The 15,774-nt window shown below is 70.8% G+C and carries 12 protein-coding genes; 7 read left to right on the plus strand and 5 right to left on the minus strand.

The window, feature by feature from the left end:
• The first annotated feature begins 19 nt into the window (after positions 1 to 19).
• Positions 20 to 2,605 (plus strand): bifunctional FO biosynthesis protein CofGH, encoded by a 2,586-nt coding sequence (locus RKD23_RS21485; protein ID WP_424855131.1) that lies wholly within the window; start codon positions 20 to 22, stop codon positions 2,603 to 2,605.
• A gap of 110 nt (positions 2,606 to 2,715) precedes the next feature.
• Complete coding sequence (locus RKD23_RS21490) at positions 2,716 to 3,279, plus strand: hypothetical protein (RefSeq protein ID WP_424855132.1); 564 nt, start codon at positions 2,716 to 2,718, stop codon at positions 3,277 to 3,279.
• Here the strand turns inward: RKD23_RS21490 and RKD23_RS21495 are convergent.
• On the minus strand, positions 3,276 to 3,827 hold the full coding sequence (locus tag RKD23_RS21495; protein ID WP_404041918.1) for a DUF2165 domain-containing protein: 552 nt from the start codon (positions 3,825 to 3,827) through the stop codon (positions 3,276 to 3,278). The two genes, RKD23_RS21490 and RKD23_RS21495, sit on opposite strands and share 4 nt — an antisense overlap.
• An 89-nt stretch (positions 3,828 to 3,916) precedes the next feature.
• Between RKD23_RS21495 and RKD23_RS21500 the strand changes: the two genes are divergently transcribed.
• Positions 3,917 to 5,035 carry an ADP-ribosylglycohydrolase family protein gene (locus RKD23_RS21500; protein WP_424855133.1) on the plus strand — a complete coding sequence of 373 codons (1,119 nt, stop codon included), beginning with the start codon at positions 3,917 to 3,919 and terminating at the stop codon, positions 5,033 to 5,035.
• A gap of 84 nt (positions 5,036 to 5,119) precedes the next feature.
• Here the strand turns inward: RKD23_RS21500 and RKD23_RS21505 are convergent, their stop codons facing one another.
• Together RKD23_RS21505 and RKD23_RS21510 are read right to left on the minus strand one after the other, a co-directional pair.
• The gene (locus tag RKD23_RS21505) at positions 5,120 to 6,670 is read right to left on the minus strand and encodes a sodium:solute symporter family protein (RefSeq protein ID WP_424855134.1); all 1,551 of its coding nucleotides are present in this window, start codon (positions 6,668 to 6,670) and stop codon (positions 5,120 to 5,122) included.
• Between the two features lie 126 nt (positions 6,671 to 6,796).
• Positions 6,797 to 7,582, minus strand: coding sequence for an SDR family oxidoreductase (locus RKD23_RS21510; RefSeq protein WP_424855135.1), 786 nt, complete (start codon positions 7,580 to 7,582; stop codon positions 6,797 to 6,799).
• A 76-nt stretch (positions 7,583 to 7,658) separates the two neighbouring features.
• Here RKD23_RS21510 and RKD23_RS21515 point away from each other — a divergent pair, with 76 nt between their 5' ends.
• Positions 7,659 to 8,507, plus strand: a complete 849-nt coding sequence (locus RKD23_RS21515) for a hypothetical protein (RefSeq protein ID WP_424855136.1) — start codon at positions 7,659 to 7,661, stop codon at positions 8,505 to 8,507.
• Between the two features lie 188 nt (positions 8,508 to 8,695).
• Here the strand turns inward: RKD23_RS21515 and RKD23_RS21520 are convergent, their stop codons facing one another.
• A complete protein-coding gene (locus tag RKD23_RS21520) occupies positions 8,696 to 10,585 on the minus strand; it encodes an MFS transporter (protein WP_424855137.1) in 1,890 nt (629 codons plus the stop codon).
• A 104-nt stretch (positions 10,586 to 10,689) separates the two neighbouring features.
• Positions 10,690 to 13,131: a D-alanyl-D-alanine carboxypeptidase gene (locus tag RKD23_RS21525; RefSeq protein ID WP_424855138.1), complete on the minus strand. Its 2,442-nt coding sequence runs from the start codon at positions 13,129 to 13,131 to the stop codon at positions 10,690 to 10,692.
• Positions 13,132 to 13,341: 210 nt separating this feature from the next.
• Here RKD23_RS21525 and RKD23_RS21530 point away from each other — a divergent pair, with 210 nt between their 5' ends.
• From RKD23_RS21530 to RKD23_RS21540, 3 genes are all read left to right on the plus strand, one after another.
• A complete protein-coding gene (locus RKD23_RS21530; protein ID WP_424855139.1) occupies positions 13,342 to 14,094 on the plus strand; it encodes a GOLPH3/VPS74 family protein in 753 nt (250 codons plus the stop codon).
• A gap of 296 nt (positions 14,095 to 14,390) precedes the next feature.
• Positions 14,391 to 15,248: a helix-turn-helix domain-containing protein gene (locus tag RKD23_RS21535; protein WP_399647548.1), complete on the plus strand. Its 858-nt coding sequence runs from the start codon at positions 14,391 to 14,393 to the stop codon at positions 15,246 to 15,248.
• 225 nt (positions 15,249 to 15,473) lie between these two features.
• The gene (locus RKD23_RS21540; RefSeq protein WP_404041926.1) at positions 15,474 to 15,665 is read left to right on the plus strand and encodes a DUF397 domain-containing protein; all 192 of its coding nucleotides are present in this window, start codon (positions 15,474 to 15,476) and stop codon (positions 15,663 to 15,665) included.
• The last annotated feature ends 109 nt before the right edge of the window (positions 15,666 to 15,774 follow it).

A 15,774-nucleotide genomic window follows, 5' to 3' on the forward strand; every position in this document is an offset into this window, starting at 1 on the left:
GCGACCTTATCCTCGAAGGATGACGACTTCCGCGACCTCCGGAACCGGCCCGACCGAGAACTCCCTGCGTCGCGCTCTCAGACGCGCCCGTGACGGCGTCGCCCTGGACGTCACCGAGGCGGCCGTGCTGCTGCAGGCGCGCGGCGAGGCGCTGGACGACCTCGTCGCGTCGGCGGGCCGGGTGCGGGACGCCGGTCTCGCGCAGGCCGGCCGGCCCGGTGTCATCACGTACTCGAAGAGCGTCTTCATACCCCTGACCCGGCTGTGCCGGGACAAGTGCCACTACTGCACGTTCGTCACCGTCCCCGGCAAGCTGCGGCGGGCCGGGCACGGGATGTTCATGTCCCCGGACGAGGTGCTGGACATCGCCCGCAAGGGGGCGGCCCTCGGCTGCAAGGAAGCCCTCATCACCCTCGGCGACAAGCCGGAGGACCGCTGGCCGGAGGCGCGCGAGTGGCTCGACGCGCACGGCTACGACGACACCATCGCCTACGTCCGCGCCATCTCCATCCGCATCCTGGAGGAGACCGGGCTGCTGCCGCACCTCAACCCCGGGGTGATGTCCTGGACGGACTTCCAGCGGCTCAAGCCCGTCGCGCCGTCGATGGGCATGATGCTGGAGACGACCGCCGAGAGGCTCTGGTCCGAGCCGGGCGGCCCGCACCACGGCTCCCCGGACAAGGAACCGGCCGTCCGGCTGCGGGTGCTGGAGGACGCCGGCCGGTCCTCGGTGCCCTTCACCTCAGGGATTCTGATCGGCATCGGGGAGACGTACGAGGAGCGGGCCGAGTCGCTCTTCGCGCTGCGGAAGGTCTCCCGGGCCTATCACGGCATCCAGGAGCTGATCATCCAGAACTTCCGCGCCAAGCCGGACACGGCCATGCGCGGCATGCCGGACGCCGAACTGGACGAACTCGTCGCCACGGTGGCGGTCGCACGGCACATCCTGGGCCCCTCCGCCTGCCTCCAGGCCCCGCCGAACCTCGTCGACTCCGAGTACGAGCGGCTGATCGCGGCCGGCATCGACGACTGGGGCGGGGTGTCCCCGCTGACCATCGACCACGTCAACCCCGAGCGCCCCTGGCCGCAGATCGAGGAACTGGCGGAGCGGTCCCGGGCCGCGGGGTTCGAACTGCGTGAACGCCTCTGCGTCTACCCGGAGTTCGTGCAGCGCGGCGAGCCCTGGCTGGACCCGCGGCTGCGTCCGCACGTGGCGGCGCTGGCGGACCCGGACACGGGGCTCGCGCGAGCGGACGCTCCGGTGCGGGGGCTGCCGTGGCAGGAGCCGGAGGAGGTGTTCGTGTCCTCCGGCCGTACGGATCTGCACGCCTCCATCGACACCGAGGGCCGTACCGCCGACCGGCGTGACGACTTCGACGAGGTGTACGGCGACTGGGACGCCCTGCGCGAGGCCGCCGCGCCCGGCATGGCGCCGGAGCGCATCGACACCGACGTACGGCAGGCCCTGCGCACGGCGGCGGACGACCCGACCCGGCTGACGGACGCGGAGGCGCTGGCGCTGCTGCACGCGGACGGGCCCGCGCTGGACGCGCTGTGCCAAGTCGCGGACGCCGTACGGAAGTCGGCGGTCGGGGACGAGGTGACGTACATCGTCACCCGCAACATCAACTTCACCAACGTCTGCTACACCGGCTGCCGTTTCTGCGCCTTCGCGCAGCGCAGGACCGACGCCGACGCCTACACCCTCTCCCTGGAGCAGGTCGCCGACCGGGCCCAGCAGGCGTGGGACGTGGGCGCGGTCGAGGTGTGCATGCAGGGCGGCATCCACCCGGACCTGCCCGGCACGGCGTACTTCGACATCGCGCGGGCGGTGAAGTCCCGGGTCCCCGGCATGCATGTGCACGCCTTCTCGCCGATGGAGGTCGTCAACGGCGCGACCCGTACGGGCCTGTCGATCCGCGAGTGGCTGACGGCGGCGAAGGAAGCGGGCCTGGACTCGATCCCGGGCACGGCGGCGGAGATCCTCGACGACGAGGTCCGCTGGGTGCTGACCAAGGGCAAGCTGCCGACGGCGACCTGGATCGAGGTGGTGAAAACGGCCCACGAGCTGGGCATCCGCTCCTCGTCCACGATGATGTACGGCCATGTCGACCAGCCCCGCCACTGGCTGGGCCACCTGCGCACACTGGCGGGCATCCAGCGCGAGACGGGCGGCTTCACCGAGTTCGTGACGCTGCCGTTCATCCACACGAACGCGCCGGTGTACCTGGCGGGCATCGCGCGGCCCGGCCCGACCATGCGGGACAACAGGGCGGTGACGGCGATGGCCCGCCTCCTGCTGCACCCCTGGATCCCCAACATCCAGACCAGCTGGGTCAAGCTCGGCACCGAGGGCGCGGCGGAGATGCTGCGCTCCGGCGCGAACGACCTGGGCGGCACGCTCATGGAGGAGACCATCTCCCGCATGGCGGGCTCCTCCTACGGCTCCTACAAGTCGGTCAAGGACCTGATCGCGGTCGCCGAGGCCGCCGGCCGCCCGTCGCGCCCCCGCACGACCCTGTACGGCGAGGTCCCCGAAGAGCGCCGCCAGGCCGCGACCGCCTCGGACGGCCACCTGCCGGACCTGCTGCCGGTGCTGGACTGAGGCAGGGACGGGGCCCGACCGGGCGGCTCCGGCCTGGCAGTACGATGATGCGACCCGGGTGGCCTCGGTGAGGGCCGCCCGAGCGACTGAGCGACTGAGGAGATGCGCCCGTGTCTGCCCGACTGCCCTCGTGGGCCTGGGTCACCGGACTGACCGCGGGCGCGGTCGCCGTGGTCGCCGTCCTCGCCGTGCGGGCCGACCAGGGCCCGCGCCCCGAGCCGACGGCGGCCAGGCCGAGCGTCTCGGCGTCCGCGAGCGCGGAGCCGAAGCCGAAGGACACCGAGCCCGCCCCGCCCGCAGCGCCGGCCGGCTCCGGCACCGGGCGCCGGATCGTGTACTCCCTGACCCAGCACCGGGTCTGGCTGATCGACGCGAGCGACGCCGTGCACCAGTCCTTCACGGTCTGGCCGGGCACGATCGCCCCGGACCCGGGCCGCTACAAGGTCGGCACCCGCACCGAGACGACGACCGGCTCCGACGGTGTGCCGATCGAGCACGTCGTGTTCTTCGCCAACAAGGACGGCGTGGACATCGCCTTCTCCAACGCGCTCGACGGCTCGTCCCCGCCGCCCGCCGAGGGCCGCCGCACCGGCGGCATCCGCATCGGCAAGGCCCCCGGCGACGCCCTGTGGGCCTTCGCGACGGCGGAGACACCGGTACGAGTGGTGGACTAGGACTCCACGGACTCCACAGACTCCACGGACTTCATGGACTCCACGGACTCGCTTGCCCCCGAGGTGAGTTGGACGACGACGAGCACCACACCGCTCATCAGGAACACCCGCGTCGCCGCGTCCAGCCCGTTCCAGTCCTCCGACTGCCACATCGCGAACCACTCACCGCCGATCCCGATGAACCCGGCACCGAACAGCACCATCAGCATCAGCAGCCCGTACGTCGACACCCGCCGGGCGACCCCGAACCGCCGCCGCGCCCACAGCCAGGTCGCCCCGATCAGCACGAGCGCCGTCACCGTCTCCCAGACGATGATCGCCACATACGCCGCATCCTGAAGCGCCGTACTGCTCACGGCTCTCCACATCAGATCCTCGTCCTCGAACGTGGTGTCCATCGCCAGCACATGCCGCACGAACTGCTGGTTGGACCCGAAATCAGTGATATTGCCCAGCGCCACGAGAGCGATGTACAGCGCGAGCACCGCCGTCAGCACACCGGCCGCGAGCGGCAGGGCACGGGCGTGGGGGGAAGTGTTGGTGGACATGACAGCAATCTTCCATGATGGAGATCGCGTCACACAGGTCGATTACAGTGCTGGGCGTCGTACATACGGACGGTCCCCGGGAGGTTCTGGTGGGTGCGGCAGCCGGGGCTGTGTGGGGGCGGGTCGAGCAGCAGGACTTTCGGAGCAGGGTGCGGGGCACGCTGCTGGGGGCGGCTGTCGGGGACGCGTTGGGGCTGCCGGTCGACGGGCTGGGGCTGGACGGGATACGGGAGGCGCACGGGGCGGACGGGGTCGTCGATCTCGTGCCGGCCTTCGGGCGGCGGGGAGCCGTCGGTCATCTCACGCAGCTCGGGCTGTTCACCGTGGACGGGCTGATCCGGGCGCAGGTGCGGCGGGACACGGGGGCCTGGCATCCGCCGACCGATCTGCACCGGGCGTATCTGCGCTGGGCCGCCACCCAGCGTGACTGGGGGCCCGACGAGCGGCGCAAGGACGACGGCTGGCTGGCCCGGGAGGAGTGGCTGTACGCCCGCCGCGGGCCGACCCGGCCACTGCTGCTCGGGCTCGGCGACGACATCATGGGCACCCTGGAGGCGCCGAAGAACCCCGGCGCGGACGGTCCGGAGGCGGCGGCCCGGTCGGCGGCCTTCGGGCTGCTGGTCGGCTGGGAGCCGCAGCTCGTCGTGCAGCTCGCCCTGGAGTGCGCCGCCCAGACCCACGGTCACCCCGCCGCCGGCCTCACCGCCGGTGCCTACGCCGTCGTCGTGCACGCCCTGGCCCGCGGCGACAGCCTCGACGGCGCCGTACAGCGCGCCATGGGCCTGCTCGCCGCCCGGCCCGGCCACGAGCAGGTCAGCGACGCGCTGCAACGGGCCCTCGGCGCGGTCCGCCAGGGCATCCCGGCCCCGGCGCGGGTCGAGGACCTCACCGCGAGCGGGTCCGCCGAGCAGGTGCTGTCTGCCGCCGTCTACTGCGCCCTGGTCGCCGAGGACGTCCGTCACGGCCTGCGCCTCGCCGTCAACCACAGCGGCCCCTCCGCCGCCACCGCCTGCCTCACCGGCGGTCTCCTCGGCGCCCTCCACGGCGAAACGGCCCTCCCCCCGGCCTGGCTGGCCGAACTGGAGGGCCGCCCCACCATCCTGCAACTGGCCGACGACTTCGCCATGGAGATGACCCAGGGACCTGCGCTTCATGGGCCGGGGGGTTCGTCCCCCGGCTGGCTGGCCAGATACCCGAGAACGCCCTAGCTCTTCAGGGGCGCGGGGCTGTATCGATTTGCGGCTCCGCCGCGTGGGCGCGAGAAACCACACACGACCCGCAGCCGGCAACGTTCAATCCATGACCCGTTGGCCGCCCGCCTGGGCAGGAACCGCCACCGCTCCATCCCCGTCCGAGTTGACCCGCTCGATGACCGCCAGGCGATCCTCCGTGTCCTCCGGCTTCACGAACCCGATCACCACATACAGCACCAGAGAAACCGCCAGCGGAATCGACACCTGGTACTCCAACGGCACCCCACCGTCCACATTCCAGTTGATCGGGTAGTTCACCAGCCAGAAGGCCAGCAACCCCATGGCCCAGCTGGTGAGCGCCGCGGTCGGCCCCGACCGGCGGAACGGCCGCAGCAGTCCGAGCATCATCGGGATCGCGATCGGCCCCATGAGCCCGGCCACCCACTTGATCACCACGGTGATGATGTCCTTGAAGGTGGGCGAGTTGACCTGCGTCGCCACCGCCATGGACAGCGCCAGGAACACCACGGTCGTCAGCCGCGCGGCGATCAACCCCCTCCGCTCGTCCCAGCGGCGCGCCTTCGCCGAGACGACCGGCGCCACGTCCCGGGTGAACACCGCCGCGATGGCGTTGGCGTCGGAGGAGCACATCGCCATGGTGTGCGAGAAGAAGCCGACGATCACCAGGCCCAACAGGCCGTGCGGCAGGAGCTGTTCGGTCATCAGGCCGTACGAGTCCGACCCGTCCGGCTTCTGCGCGTCGACCAGCAGGGGTGACATCCACATCGGGAAGAACAGCACGACCGGCCACACCAGCCACAGCACCGCCGACAGCCGCGCCGACCGCTCGGCCTCGCGCGGTGACGACGTCGCCATGTAGCGCTGGGCCTGGTTGAGCATGCCGCCGTTGTACTCGAACAGCTTGATGAAGAGGAAGGCGAGCAGGAACACCGTCCCGTACGGGCCGACCAGCGGCTCCCCGTGGCCCTGGAGCTCCGGCTCGTCCCAGGCGCCGAAGAACCCGATGCCCTTGTCGTTCAGCTCCATGACCACGGCGACGAACATCGCGACACCGGCGAGGAGTTGGATGACGAACTGGCCCAACTCCGTGAGGGCGTCCGCCCACAGGCCGCCGATCGTGCAGTAGATCGCCGTGATGGCGCCGGTGATGAGGATGCCCTGGTTCAGGCTGACGCCCGTGAAGACCGACAGCAGGGTCGCGATCGCCGCCCACTTCGCACCCACGTCGACGATCTTCAGCAGCATGCCCGACCAGGCCAGCGCCTGCTGCGTCTTCAGGTCGTAGCGGTTCTTCAGGTACTCCAGAGGGGAGGCCACGTGGAGCCGGGAGCGCAGCCGGTTGATGCGTGGCGCGAACAGCTTCGAGCCGATGGCGATGCCCAGGGCGATGGGGAAGGACCAGGTCACGAAGGACGTGACGCCGTAGGTGTAGGCGATGCCGGCGTAGCCGGTGAACATCACCGCGCTGTAGCCCGACATGTGGTGCGAGATGCCGGACAGCCACCAGGGCATCTTGCCGCCGGCGGTGAAGAAGTCACTGACGTTGTCCACGCGTTTGTGCGACCAGACGCCGATGGCCACCATCACGCCGAAATAGCCGATGAGCACGGCCCAGTCGAGACCGTTCATGTGCGCCCTCCCAGGGATCAGCCCGGCGCTCATCGTGGGCGGTGCCGCGTGAGCACGACAAGGCGCCGGAAGGTCAAAGGGAGGTAAAAGTATTCGCCATGATGGCTTCAGTTCACAGACATGAACTCATCGCATCAGCTCCCCGGCGTTGACCAGCAGCGACTGTCCGGTGATCGCCCGCGCCCTGTCCGACACCAGGAACGCCGCCGCGTCGGCCACATCCGCGTCCGTGGCGAGATCGGGCAGCGCCATCCGGTCCGTGAGCCGTCTGAGCACCTCGGACTCCTCCACCCCCTCCGTGTGCGCGGCGAACCGCACGTACGCCTGCACCGGCGGCCCCCACATCCAGCCCGGCAGCACGGTGTTGACCCGGACACGGTCCGGACCCAGCTCCCGCGCGAGGGAGTACATCGCGCTGGTCAGCGCACCCTTCGAGGTCGCGTACGCCGCCTGCCGCACCTGCGAGGGCGCGGCCACCGCCGACTGCGTGCCGATGAACACCACCGACCCGCCGCGCACCTTCAGCAGCGGCAGACAGGCCCGCGTCATCCGCAGCGTCCCCAGCAGGTTCACGTCGATCACCTTCTGCCAGGTGGTGAAGTCCGCGTCCGCGAGCCCGCCGAAGTAGCCGTCCCAGGCGGCGACATGGACCACGGCGTCGATCCGCCCGAACCGCTCGTGCGCGAGCGCGGCCAGCGCCTCGCACTGGGCCTCGTCGGCGATGTCCGTCGCCCGGTACGCCGTGTGCGCCCCGCCCGGATCGACCTCGGCGGCGGTTGCCGCGAGGTGCGCCTGCGTGCGCGCGCCCAGCACCGCGTTCCCGCCGTCCCGCACCACCGCCGCCGCGACCCGGTGGCCGAGCCCGGCCCCGACACCCGAGACGACCACGGTCCTGCCCGCCAGCAACGACATGAGAGCCCTCCTCGACTCTGGCGCTCCACCTGACGGTCCGTCAGAGTATGGGCCATCGCAGGAAAGGGGAACGCACATGAGCGCGGACTTCGGCACCGACATCAACGTGGACACCCGCAGCGACCTCTACACCGAGCTGGCCTCCGTCGGCCCCTACGGCGTCCGGCTCGGCCACGCCCTGATCACCCTGGTCGAACCGCACCCCGGGCACGAGTACGCGTACAACCGCTGGTACGAGGACGACCACTACTACGCCGGCGCCATGGCCATGCCCTGGATGTTCGCGGGCCGCCGCTGGGTGGCGACCCGGGACCTGCAACTGCTGCGGCACCCGGAGAAGTCGGCCGTCGCCCAGCCGGTCACGACCGGCTGCTACCTCTCGACGTACTGGATCACCGACGGCCGCTACGACGACCACATGCGCTGGACCGTCGCGATCAACAGGCGCCTCAACCGTGACGCCCGCGTCCATCGCGAGCGCACCCATGTGTTCACGGCGTTCCAGGACCACGAGGCCACCGTCTACCGCGACGGCGCCGCCGGGCCCCGGGACATCCACGCCCTCGACCACCCGTACGCCGGGCTCGTCCTCCAGGTGATCGACACCGAGTCCGCCGAGCAGCGGGCCGAGCTGCTCCAGCGGCTGTGCGCCCGCGACCTGCCCAGGCGGCTGGCCGGGTCACCGGCCGCCCAGGTCACCGTCTTCCGCCCCACCCCGCTCCCGCTGGACCGCATGTCGTACGTCGCCCAGGTCGAGGGCGTCGACACCCGGCTCACCCTGCTGTGGTTCCTGGAGGCCGACCCCCGAGAGTGCTGGGAGTCCCACTTCGCGGACCTCGGCACCGAGGCGGGCCGGGTGGAGCTGGTCGCCCCGTTCGTGCCGACGATCCCCGGCACAGACACGTACGTCGACAAGCTGCGCTAGGGCCTGTCTTCCGGATCAGGCCGGCTGCGAGGGGCTTCCGCTTCTCGGCCGGGTCGAGCGGGGTCTGGTGCGTGCAGCTGCAAGGCGGAGGAGGGAGTCGACACGGAGCGTCGGCGAGTGACGACAACGCGGCAGATGTGCGTGCCAGACCCCGCGACGCCGGCATGATCCGGAAGACAGGCCCTAGCTCAGCGCAGCTCCTCGGGGCACGGGGTGCCGCGGGGCAGTTCGTAGGGCGAGGCGAGACGGTAGGTGCCGGCGCGCGGCGCGAGCAGCTCGGTCCACTTCACGCCGAGGGCGTCCTCCTCGGTCTCCATCAGACAGCCGTTGACGTTCTCGTACGTCTTCGGCTCGCCCTCGGGCCGCTCCTCGGACGCCTCCGTCTCCCGCGGCGCCTCCACACCCTTGCCGTCGGCGTCGACCAGCTTCAGCCAGGGGGAGTACGGGATGCGGATCAGGATGCGGCCCGGCTCGGTCACCGTCAGGGTCATCTCGTCCTGGTCGGCCCGGTCCACCGTGGCCGGCTCGTCCGCGAGCGGGGTCGGGTCGGTCACCGCGAACAGCTGCCAGTTCGCGTCGCCCCACACCTGCCGCAGATACGGCAGCCCGCGCTGCACCAGCTCCCGCTCCCGCTCGGCGCCCTCCCCGTCCGGCTCGCCCTTGGGCAGCACCACGTAGTGCACCGCCCAGCGGCCCAGCCACTCGTGGTAGTTCGCCGAGTTCAGGGTGTCGTCGTAGAAGAGCGGGTTGCGCTCCATGTCGGCCTGCCGGTTCCAGCCGCGCGCCAGGTTCACGTACGGCGCGAGTGCGGAGGCCTCGCGGTGCGAGCGGGCCGGGACGACCTCCACCCGGCCCTGGCCGGCGCCGATCTCCTGCAGCTCGTTCACCAGCGGCGCCAGCTCCCGCGCCCAGGACGCCTCCGGGGTGGTGTGCACGATGTCGTCGACCGTCTTGAAGCCGATCCAGCCGGTGAACCCGACGAACGCCACCACGATCGCGTACCACTTGCGCGAGCGCGGCTCGGCGAACGGCAGAGCGGCGAGCAGGACCACGCCCGCGAACAGCATCGCGAGCCGGGTGATGTTGGAGCCGATCTGCGAGCTGATCACCCACACCAGCAGCACCGCGAGCCCGTACACCGCGGCCGTGATCCGCACGGACTTCCAGGCGCGCGGCACGACCGCGAAGACGACGACGGAGAAGAGCAGCGGCAGGAACGCCGACGCGAACGACATCGGCTGCGTGCCGGAGAACGGGAACGCCCACGCCGACACCGCCACCACCGCGGTCGGCCCGAGCCCCAGCGCCCATGCGCCAGGCAGCCGCTTCTGCAGGAACAGGGCCGCCGCGATCAGACCCACGAACAGGCCCGCGACCGGCGAGGACATGGTGGCCAGCGCCGCCAGCGGGGCCGCGCACAGCGCCTTCGCCCACCGCTTGTAGCGCCACTTGTACGGCCAGCAGTACACGACCGCGACCGCGCCCAGCGCGAACATCGTGCCCAGCCCGAAGGTCACCCGGCCCGAGGCCGCGTTGCACAGGAAGGCGAACAGACCGGCGAGGGAGGCCCACAGCGGGTTGCGCACCGCACGGCTGCGCATCAGCACCAGCGTCAGCAGGCCCGCGGACACCGTCCCGGCGATCATCATCGTCGTACGGACACCGAGGACCGACATCAGATACGGCGACACCACGCTGTACGACACCGGGTGCATGCCGCCGTACCAGGCGAGGTTGTACGCCGAGGCCGGGTGGCGGCCCACGAACTCCGCCCACGCGTCCTGCGCGGCGAGGTCGCCACCACTGTTCGCGAAAGTGAAGAACCAGACGATGTGCAGGACGCCCGACAGGGCCGTGAAGGCGAGGACCGGGTGGCGCAGGAACGCCTCGCGGACGACGGTCACGGCGCGGTGGGCGCGGGTGCGGGGCTCCTCAGGCGCGGGCAGCGGTATTCGCGGGCCGGCGTCCGGGCCCGGACCGGTGTCTTCGGCGCGTTTCTCCGCAGTGGCCACCTGTTGGCGCTCCCCGTGTCCCGTCTTCTGCTGTCGGCCGCGGGTTTCCGCAGACTTCACGGCCATGTCTCCATGACCGGCGACCTTGTCCCGTTTCGTGACGCTAGCACGCGGCCCGCCGACCGCACCCGGGGCGGGTGCCGTCGACGGGCCGGGCAGGTCCGCGCAGGTCAGGCGATACGGGTCAGCTTGTCCGTCCAGCCCGGTTCGACCAGTTCGCCCTGCAGGGCGACCGGCACCTTGACCGCGCCGGCCGTGCCGCCGTCACCGACGGTGAGCGTGCCGACCTGGGTGCCGGCCTTCGCGGTGTGCGGCAGCTCGTCGGCGGCGAAGTTCAGCTCCACCTTCAGGCCCGCCCAGCCGACCGCGGTGACGTCCTTCGTCACGACGACCGGGGTCTGGCCGCCGAGGCCGTCGTCGACGTAGCCGACGACATCGCCCTTCTTCAGGATCGTCGCCGACTCCAGGCGCTCCTGCGCGGCCCGGATCAGCTTGTCGCCCGCGGACAGGGCGCCCTGGAGGATCGTGTTGTCGTAGCCGCCCTCGGGCTGGCGCAGGACCGCGCCGACGATGGTGCGGTACTCGCCGTCGATCTCCTTCTTCGCCGCGAAGACCAGGTTGCCGCGGGCGGAGGTGGTGGTGCCGGTCTTGATGCCGACCACGTCGTTCTTGCCGACCAGCTGGTTCCAGTTGGACTGCTTGGCGCCCTTGTAGTCGATGTACTCCATCATCGCCGCGATCTCGCGGAAGACGGGGTCCTTCATCGCGGCCTTGGCGAGCTTCACCTGGTCCACGGCCGTGGAGACGGTGGTGTCGTTCAGGCCCGAGGGGTCGGTGTACGTCGTGTTGGTCATGCCGAGGTCCTCGGCGGCGGCGTTCATCTTCGCCACGAAGCCCTTTTCCGAGCCCGCGTCCCAGCGGGCCAGGAGTCGGGCGACGTTGTTCGCGGAGGCGATCAGGACGCCCTGGAGCGCCTCGCGCTGGGAGATCGAGTCACCGGCCGTGACCTTCACGGTCGACTCCCCGTCCGCGGAGGCCTGATCCTCGGCGGCCTGGTCGACCTTGATCATCGGCCCGTCGGCGCCGCTCTTGAGCGGGTGGTCGCGCAGGATGAGGTACGCCGTCATGACCTTGGCGACGCTCGCGATCGGCACGGGCTTCTGCTCGCCGGACGAGCCGAACGAGCCGATGCCCTGCACGTCCAGCGCGGCCTGGCCGTCCTGCGGCCAGGGCATGTCCGCGAGGTCGCCGTCGAAGGTGTAGCTGTCCTTCGCGGTGAGCGTCAGCTCCGGGTCCGGGAGCGGGCGCAGCGACTGCGCGACCGCAAAGACGACGATGAGCAGCAGGACCAGCGGGGTCCAGATCTTGACGCGGCGTGCCGCCGTGCGCAGGGGGGTCTGCGGGGGCGGCGGGGTGTTCGTCAGCTCGGCCAGCAGGTCCAGCGGGGGCTTGGGCGGGAGGGGCTGCTGGGTGGTGCGCTCCTGCTGCGCGGGCGGGGGCGGGTCGGCGGGCTTGAGGGCGACGAACTTGCTCGTGCGCTCCTGCTGCGCGGGCTGGGGGGTGGGCTTCGGCTCGGGCTTCTGCTCGGGCTTCGGGTCCGCCTTGGGGGCCTTGTCGCCGAGCTTGAGCATGGTGGTGGGCTGGTCGACGGCGGGCTTCGGGCGGACGGCCTTGAACATGGTGGTCGGCTGGTCGACCCCCGTCCCGGCCTCGGCGGGCTTCTGTGCGTCGTCGTCGCCGTGGTCGCCGTCGTCGTCCGCGGGCTCGTCGTGTGCCTGCTCGGCCTCGGCTTCGCCTTCGGCCGGCTCCGTGTTCCCACCCGCACTGCCCGTGCGGCTTTCGTCGTCGGCTGCGGGTGGCCCCTGTGGGGCGTCCTCGCCGTCGGCGGCCGCGGGCTGGTCGTCGTCGGACGCCGACTCCGCCTCCGGCTGGGACTTGGCCTCCGGCTGGGACTCCGCCTTCGGCTGGGACTTGGCCTCCGGTGCGGACGGCTTCTCCGGCCCGGACTTCGCCTCCGGTGCGGACGGCTTCTCCGGCTGGGACTTCGCCTCCGGCTGGGACTTCGCCTCCGGCTGGGACTTCGCCTCCGGCCCGGACTTCGCCTCCGGCGACTCCTCCGGTGCGGACGACTCCTCCGGCTCCGGCTCCTCCGCGCTGTCCTCGGCCTCCTCGGCCTTCTCCTGCTCCTCCGCGCTCTCCTCGGCCTTCTCCGCGTCCGGGGCCGCCTCGGCCTCCTCCGGCGCCTCCTCGGGCTTCTCGGAGGCCTCTGCCGGGGCGTCCTCGGGCTCTTCCGGGGCCTCCTCGGGCTTCTCAGAAGCCGCCGAGGTGTCCTCCGAGGTCTCCTCCGACGGCTCCTCGGAAGGCGCCGCCTTCGTCACCCACGCCGCGACCGCCTCGCGCAGGCGGGCGTCGTCCTCGTCGGGGGTGTCCTTGGGGAGGGAGAGGATCTTCGTGGACGTGTCCGGTTCGGACGTCCGGGCGACCGCGAGGCGCGGGTCGCGGGATTCGGTGCGGGACTCGGACCGGGCTTCGGGAACCGGACCCGCGCTCCCCGACGTCGGTTCTGCCGACGACTCGCGCTGCTTCGACTTGTCGGGGGACTCGCCCGCCACCGATGCCTCCTCTGAAACGAACCGTGAACCGCGCCCGGACCGGCTTCACGCCGCTGTCCGAACCATGTACCAGTGTCCTGTGTGTGGGCCTGACCAACGCGGTAGACGAGAACGACATACCTGCCGGTTCCCTCACAAACAGGTCACGCACCCTCGACAGACCAATGTGAGAGGGGTCACCCTGTCATTCATCCACGCGGGGAGGCATGGATGGGCAGGAGCCGCAGAACAATTCCGGAGGAGCTTCTGCTGCTGGCACTGGACCCGACGACGGGTACCACTGCACAGCCGCAGTCGCTCGACCTCGGTCTGGCCGGAGCACAGCTAGTGGAGCTGGCGCTGGCCGGACGGATAGCCCCAGACGGGGATCGTATCGCCGTGGTGGTTCCACGGCCGACTGGAGATCCGACACTGGACTGTGCGTTGGAGCTGCTGCGCAGGCGCGGCGCTCCCGTGCGGGCGGTCCACTGGATAGGCGGGCCGCGTCTCGGGCTCCGCCAGACCTACCTCTCGCATCTGGAGCGGTGCGGCATGGTCCATGCCGTCGAGGGCCAGATGTGCGGAGTGCTGCCGACCACTCGCTACCAGGCGACGGACAACGCCATCAGCCGTGAGATCAGGGCACGGCTGGACTCGGCGATCCGCACCGGCGTACCGCCGGACCCGCGGACCGCGGCGCTCGCCGCACTGGCGCACGCGGTCGGTCTGGGCAAGCACCTGTATCCGGGCAACGAGGGCCGTTCCTCGCGCTCCCGGCTGCGGGATCTGATCCGGCACGACCCCATGGGCGGCCTGGTGGCGCACGCCGTCATGGACGTCCAGAACGGCGTGGCCGCCCAGCCGCGCCGCAGCCCGGCCCAGACCGGCCGTCAGGCCGCCGGAGCCGGACCCGCAACGGAACCCGCCCGCGGCGTTCCGGTGCAGCCGCACCGCAGCTCCATGGCGCGTGCCGTGGCCCACTGAGCCGCAGTTCCACGGCAGCACCCGCAACACGGCGCCGCCCGGCGCCTACTCGAACCAGCACCGCCGCACGACCCCCCAAGCCCGGTCACGGGAGCCGCTGTTCGAGCGGGGTGACAGAACCGCACGGTCCTGTCACCCCGCTCGGCCGTGTCCGGAAACGGTCGTCCGGCGTTCACTGACGTGCACCTGGCGCATATCCCCCGTTTCCCAGCGGTAGTAAGCACCTTGGTGGCAGTCTGCTCAACAGCAGATACGCAAAGTGTTAAGTACAGGCAGCAGCCGGAGGTGCACGTCCCGTGGCGTCCAATGTCAATCCCACCGTCAGGAGGCGCCGGCTGGGCCAGGAGCTGCGCAGACTCCGTGAGCTCAAAGGCATGACGGCGGAAGAGGTGGCCGAGCGGCTGCTGGTGTCCCAGTCGAAGATCAGCCGCCTGGAGAACGGACGGCGCAGTATCAGCCAGCGCGACGTCCGCGACCTGTGCGGGGTCTACGAGGTGGAGGACCAGCGCGTCGTCGACTCGCTGATGCAGATGGCCAAGGATTCGCGCCAGCAAGGCTGGTGGCACGCCTTCGGTGATGTCCCCTACAGCGTCTACATCGGCCTGGAGACCGATGCCGCGAGCCTGCGCGTGTACGACCCGCAGGTCGTGCCGGGCCTGCTGCAGACGCGCAGTTACGCCGAGGCGCTGATCGCGGGCGCGCTCCCGGAGGCCGCTCCGGCCGACATCGAGCGCCGCGTCCAGGTGCGCATGCGCAGGCAGGAACGTATTTCCGCGGCCGACAACCCGCTCCGGCTGTGGGCGGTGGTGGACGAGGCCGCGCTGCGCCGCGAGGTCGGCAACAAGCAGGTGATGATCGAGCAGCTGGAGTACCTGCTGGAGGCGGTGCAACTGCCGCACGTCACCGTGCAGGTGATCCCGTTCTCCATGGGCGCGCACCCGGGCGTGAGCGGCCAGTACGCGATCCTGGAGTTCCCCGACGCCGCCGACTCGACGGTGGTGTACATCGAGGGCGTGACCAGCGACCTGTACCTGGAGAAGGCGCAGGACGTGTCCAAGTACAGCGTGATGTACGAGCACTTGAGGGCGCAGGCGCTGAACGTCGAGCAGACGCGGGAGTTCATCGCGAAGGTCGCCAAGGACTACGCGAGCTGACCGGGCCCGAGTGGCCCGAGTGGCCTCTGGGGCCCTTCCTGGACATGAAAGGCCGGACAGTACACCGGAGTGTGACCGAGAGGGAAGTCCCTCTGGAATATGTCATCCGGTCGGGTGAATGGCTGCTCCGGACGGTGGAGTTGGCGAGTAGCGTCGATCACGCCAATCGAGCACGGGGGTTGGCGAGAATGCAGCAACTCGGCTACTGAACCGACCGGAGTGAACATGGCAATCAAGCAGGGTTCGACGGACACGTGGATCAAGTCGTCCTACTCCCAGGGCAACGGCGCGTGCGTCGAGGTCAAGTCCCCTGTCACCGCCGCTCTGGCCGTGCGTGACTCCAAGGTCACCGACGGCCCGACCCTCGCCTTCCCGGCGGACGCCTGGCAGGCGTTCGTGACGTCGGTCAAGGCGTGAGGGGAGGGTCTTCCGATCCTCCGCCGATGACCACGACTCGACAAGCACGACTGAAGAGCCCTCTCGACCAGTTCGCCGTCCTTGCCGAGAGGGCTCGGCTTGTGCCGGG

This window comes from Streptomyces sp. SAI-170 (assembly GCF_049739565.1).
Taxonomy (GTDB): Bacteria; Actinomycetota; Actinomycetes; order Streptomycetales; family Streptomycetaceae; genus Streptomyces.

Excerpts from the sequence above, each read along its gene's own strand:
- RKD23_RS21485 (WP_424855131.1), top strand. The coding sequence starts at position 20 with ATGACGACTTCCGCGACCTCCGGAACCGGCCCGACCGAGAACTCCCTG.
- RKD23_RS21495 (WP_404041918.1), bottom strand. The coding sequence starts at position 3,827 with ATGTCCACCAACACTTCCCCCCACGCCCGTGCCCTGCCGCTCGCGGCC.
- RKD23_RS21505 (WP_424855134.1), bottom strand. The coding sequence starts at position 6,670 with ATGAACGGTCTCGACTGGGCCGTGCTCATCGGCTATTTCGGCGTGATG.
- RKD23_RS21510 (WP_424855135.1), bottom strand. The coding sequence starts at position 7,582 with ATGTCGTTGCTGGCGGGCAGGACCGTGGTCGTCTCGGGTGTCGGGGCC.
- RKD23_RS21515 (WP_424855136.1), top strand. The coding sequence starts at position 7,659 with ATGAGCGCGGACTTCGGCACCGACATCAACGTGGACACCCGCAGCGAC.
- RKD23_RS21520 (WP_424855137.1), bottom strand. The coding sequence starts at position 10,585 with ATGGCCGTGAAGTCTGCGGAAACCCGCGGCCGACAGCAGAAGACGGGA.
- RKD23_RS21530 (WP_424855139.1), top strand. The coding sequence starts at position 13,342 with ATGGGCAGGAGCCGCAGAACAATTCCGGAGGAGCTTCTGCTGCTGGCA.
- RKD23_RS21540 (WP_404041926.1), top strand. The coding sequence starts at position 15,474 with ATGGCAATCAAGCAGGGTTCGACGGACACGTGGATCAAGTCGTCCTAC.